5 protein-coding genes are annotated in these 3820 nt (G+C 65.5%); 3 read left to right on the forward strand and 2 right to left on the reverse strand.

Features of this window, described 5'->3' with window-relative positions; genetic code table 11:
* From ACTHL0_RS09930 to ACTHL0_RS09940, 3 genes are all read left to right on the forward strand, one after another.
* A partial coding sequence (locus ACTHL0_RS09930) for a TetR/AcrR family transcriptional regulator (protein ID WP_440566558.1) occupies nucleotides 1–634 on the forward strand: 634 nt, incomplete at its 5' end.
* Nucleotides 631–1215: a TIGR00730 family Rossman fold protein gene (locus ACTHL0_RS09935; protein ID WP_440566559.1), complete on the forward strand. Its 585-nt coding sequence runs from the start codon at nucleotides 631–633 to the stop codon at nucleotides 1213–1215. The genes ACTHL0_RS09930 and ACTHL0_RS09935, both read left to right, overlap by 4 nt.
* Nucleotides 1216–1278: 63 nt before the next feature.
* Nucleotides 1279–2034 (forward strand): SDR family oxidoreductase, encoded by a 756-nt coding sequence (locus ACTHL0_RS09940; protein ID WP_440566561.1) that lies wholly within the window; start codon nucleotides 1279–1281, stop codon nucleotides 2032–2034.
* Nucleotides 2035–2407: 373 nt separating this feature from the next.
* On the opposite strand, the gene ACTHL0_RS09945 is transcribed toward ACTHL0_RS09940, so the two are convergent.
* Together ACTHL0_RS09945 and ACTHL0_RS09950 are read right to left on the reverse strand one after the other, a co-directional pair.
* Nucleotides 2408–3031: a DUF924 family protein gene (locus ACTHL0_RS09945; protein ID WP_440566562.1), complete on the reverse strand. Its 624-nt coding sequence runs from the start codon at nucleotides 3029–3031 to the stop codon at nucleotides 2408–2410.
* A 22-nt stretch (nucleotides 3032–3053) separates the two neighbouring features.
* Nucleotides 3054–3473, reverse strand: a complete 420-nt coding sequence (locus ACTHL0_RS09950) for a group II truncated hemoglobin (RefSeq protein WP_440566560.1) — start codon at nucleotides 3471–3473, stop codon at nucleotides 3054–3056.
* Nucleotides 3474–3820: the final 347 nt, after the last annotated feature.

Genomic DNA, 3820 nt, shown 5'->3' on the forward strand with positions numbered 1-3820 from the left:
GACGATCGCGGAGGAAATGGAGATCAGCCCAGGCAATCTCTACTACCATTTCCGCAACAAAGACGACATCATCAACAGCATCTTTGCGCAGTTCGAGCAGGCGATCGAGAAGCGGCTTCGTTTTCCCGAGGATCATCGTCCGACGATCGACGAGACGTGGTCGTACTTGCAATACATGGCCGATTTCATGTGGACCTACCGGTTCCTGTATCGCGACCTGAACGATCTGCTCGCGCGCAACCGCACGCTCGAAACGCACTTCAAGCAAATCATCAGCCACAAGGTGCGCTTTGCGAAGCAGATGTGCGAACTGCTCGTCGCCGACGACGAAATGGTGGCCACGCCCGAGGAAATCCAGGTCATCGCCACGAACATGGGGGTGATCGCCACGTACTGGCTGTCGTATCAGTTCGTCATGCACCCGCGCAAGTACAACGATCAGGAAGCGATCCGCGACGAGCTCCATCAAGTGAGCGTGCACGTGATCTCGATGATGGCGCCGTATCTGCGCGGGCGCTCGCGTCAATTGTTCGACGATCTCGTCTCCGGCAAACTGCCCAAGCGTCAATTCCAGGACTACCTGCCCCCGCGCGATGGCAGCCGTCAGAACGGCAGCAAGGAAACGCTCGCATGAAATCGGTCTGCGTCTACTGCGGCTCGTCGACCGGGGCCAAACCCATTTACGCCCAAGCGGCGCGGGCGTTCGGCCGCGCCCTCGTCGCGGCCGGCTGCTCGCTCGTCTACGGCGGGGGCCGAGTCGGCCTCATGGGTGTCATCGCCGACGAAGTGCTGGCGGCCGGCGGACGCGCGATCGGCGTCATTCCGGAACTGCTCGTCGAGAAGGAAGTCGGCCATCAGGGCTTGACCGAACTGCACGTCGTATCGGACATGCACGAACGCAAGCGCATGATGGCCGATCTGTCCGATGCGTTCGTCGCGCTCCCGGGCGGCGCCGGCACGCTCGAAGAGCTGTTCGAAGTCTTCACCTGGGCGCAGCTCGGCTATCACAACAAGGCAATCGGCCTGTACGACATCGGCGGATATTACGCGCCGCTCGTGGGCATGCTCGAACATACCGTCCGGGAAGGCTTCATGCAGCAGGCGTATTTGGACATCCTGCAGATCGATGCCGATGCGCCCGCCCTGCTCGAGAAGCTGCGCCGCTATCACCCGCCCGGCGGCGACAAATGGGCGACGCAGCGGGCCGTCGTCTAGCCGCCACGGCGGCGAGGCGGGTCTCGCCGCGCATCGCCGTTTCTTCCTGCCGGAGCTCGCATGATGAATACCGAACGTCGCGTCGTTCTCATCACCGGAGCCAGCCGCGGCATCGGCCGCGCGACCGCGTGCCTGCTTGCCGAACAAGGCGTGGCGGTGGGCGTGAACTATGTGCACGAACTCGCTGCAGCCCAGGAAACGGCCGATGACGTCGAAAGCAAGGGCGGCCGCGCCGTTTTGCTGCCAGGCGACGTTGCGGACGAAGCAGCCGTCGTCGCCATGTTCGACGAACTCGAAACCGCCTTCGGCCGCGTAGATGCGCTCGTCAACAATGCGGGGATCGTCGGGCCGTCGATGCCGCTGGCCGAGATGGACACCGCTCGGCTCAGGCGCATGTTCGACGTCAACGTGTTGGGGGCGTACCTGTGTGCGCGCGAAGCGGCGCGCCGCATGTCGCTCGATCGCGGTGGCCGCGGCGGTGTCATCGTCAATGTGTCGTCCGCCGCCTCTCGACTCGGCTCGCCGAACGAATACGTCGACTACGCGGGCTCGAAAGGCGCCGTCGATACGATGACGATCGGTCTGGCCAAGGAACTTGGGCCTCGCGGCGTGCGCGTGAATGCCGTGCGCCCGGGTTTGATCGAGACCGACATCCACGCCAGCGGCGGCCAGCCCCAGCGCGCCGCCGTGCTGGGCGCCCAAACGCCGATAGGCCGGCCCGGCCATGCCGATGAAGTCGCACAAGCCATCGTGTGGCTGTTGAGCGACGCGGCCGCCTACGTGACCGGCGCCTTGCTCGACGTCACGGGCGGCCGCTAACCTTGCGGCGCGCGACAAAACTAGACAAATCCCGACGTTTCTCGTCAGACATCCGCGCGCGCGGCCTCTAGGATCCTGCGTACTGGCTGACAAAAGCCGCGTGCGTCGGGCCGCTCGTGCTTCCAGCCCGTGCCCACGGTTGCCGGCCAGTCTCGAGAGTCGCCATCCCAGGGCCGCATCCCACGTAGGATGCGGCCACTCCGACCGCCCAATCATGCCGGACCGATCCGAATCCGCGCCCAGGCTCACGCCCGTACGCCATGCCTTCGCGTTGCTCATCGCAGCACGCTCCGCCGCCACACAGCGGCTGCGTGTCTCTGCGCAAGCGAATGCCGCAAGCCCCCGTGCTGGGTGGTGAGCAGGCGTAGCGCGGCTAGAACGACGAGCCCGCTTCGCGCAGAAACGCGTGCTCTTCGTCGGTCGAGGCCCGCCCCAGGGCGGCATTGCGATGCGGAAAGCGGCCGAACCGTTCGATGATGGCGGCATGCCGGCGGGCGTAGTCGATATAGCTGCCCCGGCCCGCCTGCCCCGTTTCGTCCGCCAGCGCTTCGAACAAGCGCACCGATTCAGCCTGTGCGTCGAACGATTCGGCGTGTTCGAACGGTAGGTACGCGAATGCACGATGCTCGGCGGAGGGCAGCGCGAGGTGCGCGCCGCTCGCGACGAGGCCGCGCGCGACGTCGAGCGCCCTTGCATCGGCGGCAAACGCATCGGCATGATCACGGTAGGTGTTGCGCGAAAACTGATCGAGCACGATCACCAGCGCCAAGGCCCCCAGCGGTGTGCGCTGCCAGGCATCGCACTCGCCCCGCCGCGCGGCTTCGAGCGTCGCGCCGAAACGCCCGGCGATCATCGCGTCGAAGGCGTCGTCGCGTTTGAACCACCGCGGGGATGCCCGTCCGAACGCCGCGCTGCCGGGCTCGCCGAACCAAAAGTCGAGCACGGCACGCGCTAGCGGGTCGAGCGCGGCGTAGTCGTCGTCAAAGCCGGGATGCATCCGGTGCTCCACACCATCGCGATCAACCTTCACGATTGCGCATCCAATCAGCGGTATCGAAAAACGACGTGACAAGCCGCTCCCGCAACGCCTGCGGCAGCCCGGCGTCCTCCATCGCCCACGCCATGCAGCGTACCCACTGGTCGCGCTCCGACGAAGCGATCGCGAACGGTAGATGGCGCGCACGCAGCCGGGGATGGCCGAAGCGTTCGATGTAGTGATCCGGCCCGCCGAGCCAGCCGCAGAGAAACCAGAAGAGCTTGTCGCGCGAACCGTCGAGCGAAGCGGGATGCAGGGCGCGAATGCCCGCGAATTCGGGCTCGAGATCCATGAGGTCGTAGAAGCGGTCGACCAGTTCACGCACGCGCGTCTCGCCGCCTACGAGATCGAATGCGCTGGGTTGCTTTGCTTGCGCTTCGTCGTCGTTCAAATCGTCAGTCATACGGATACGGTTAACCAAAAACGAAATCGATACTGCCCGGAATCGGACCTGGGCTGCCCGGATGCATCGAGCACCACCCGATAAGCGGACAACGGCAAGTTCCACGCACGGCACGCGAGTGCCGGCGCATCGAGAGCCCGCAAACACGATTCTCGCACGCGCTCGCCGCACCTGCCCGCGCGCGCAGCGCTTGTGCGATGCCCTGCCGTCGTCATTCACGCCCTGCTCGATTGACCCGAAAGCGGACAACCCAACGCTTACGCATCGCGCAACGACTGCGCCGCCGGGCGGCGCAAGACGCGCCGCAGGCTGATCCACCCACCCACACCGGCGCAGGCGATGCCGGC

This window comes from Trinickia sp., assembly GCF_051961175.1.
Lineage (GTDB): Bacteria > Pseudomonadota > Gammaproteobacteria > Burkholderiales > Burkholderiaceae > Trinickia.

Bases quoted from the DNA above. Each gene is read 5' to 3' on its own strand.
- ACTHL0_RS09950 (WP_440566560.1), bottom strand. From the start codon at position 3,473: ATGACTGACGATTTGAACGACGACGAAGCGCAAGCAAAGCAACCCAGC.
- ACTHL0_RS09945 (WP_440566562.1), bottom strand. From the start codon at position 3,031: ATGCATCCCGGCTTTGACGACGACTACGCCGCGCTCGACCCGCTAGCG.
- ACTHL0_RS09935 (WP_440566559.1), top strand. From the start codon at position 631: ATGAAATCGGTCTGCGTCTACTGCGGCTCGTCGACCGGGGCCAAACCC.
- ACTHL0_RS09940 (WP_440566561.1), top strand. From the start codon at position 1,279: ATGAATACCGAACGTCGCGTCGTTCTCATCACCGGAGCCAGCCGCGGC.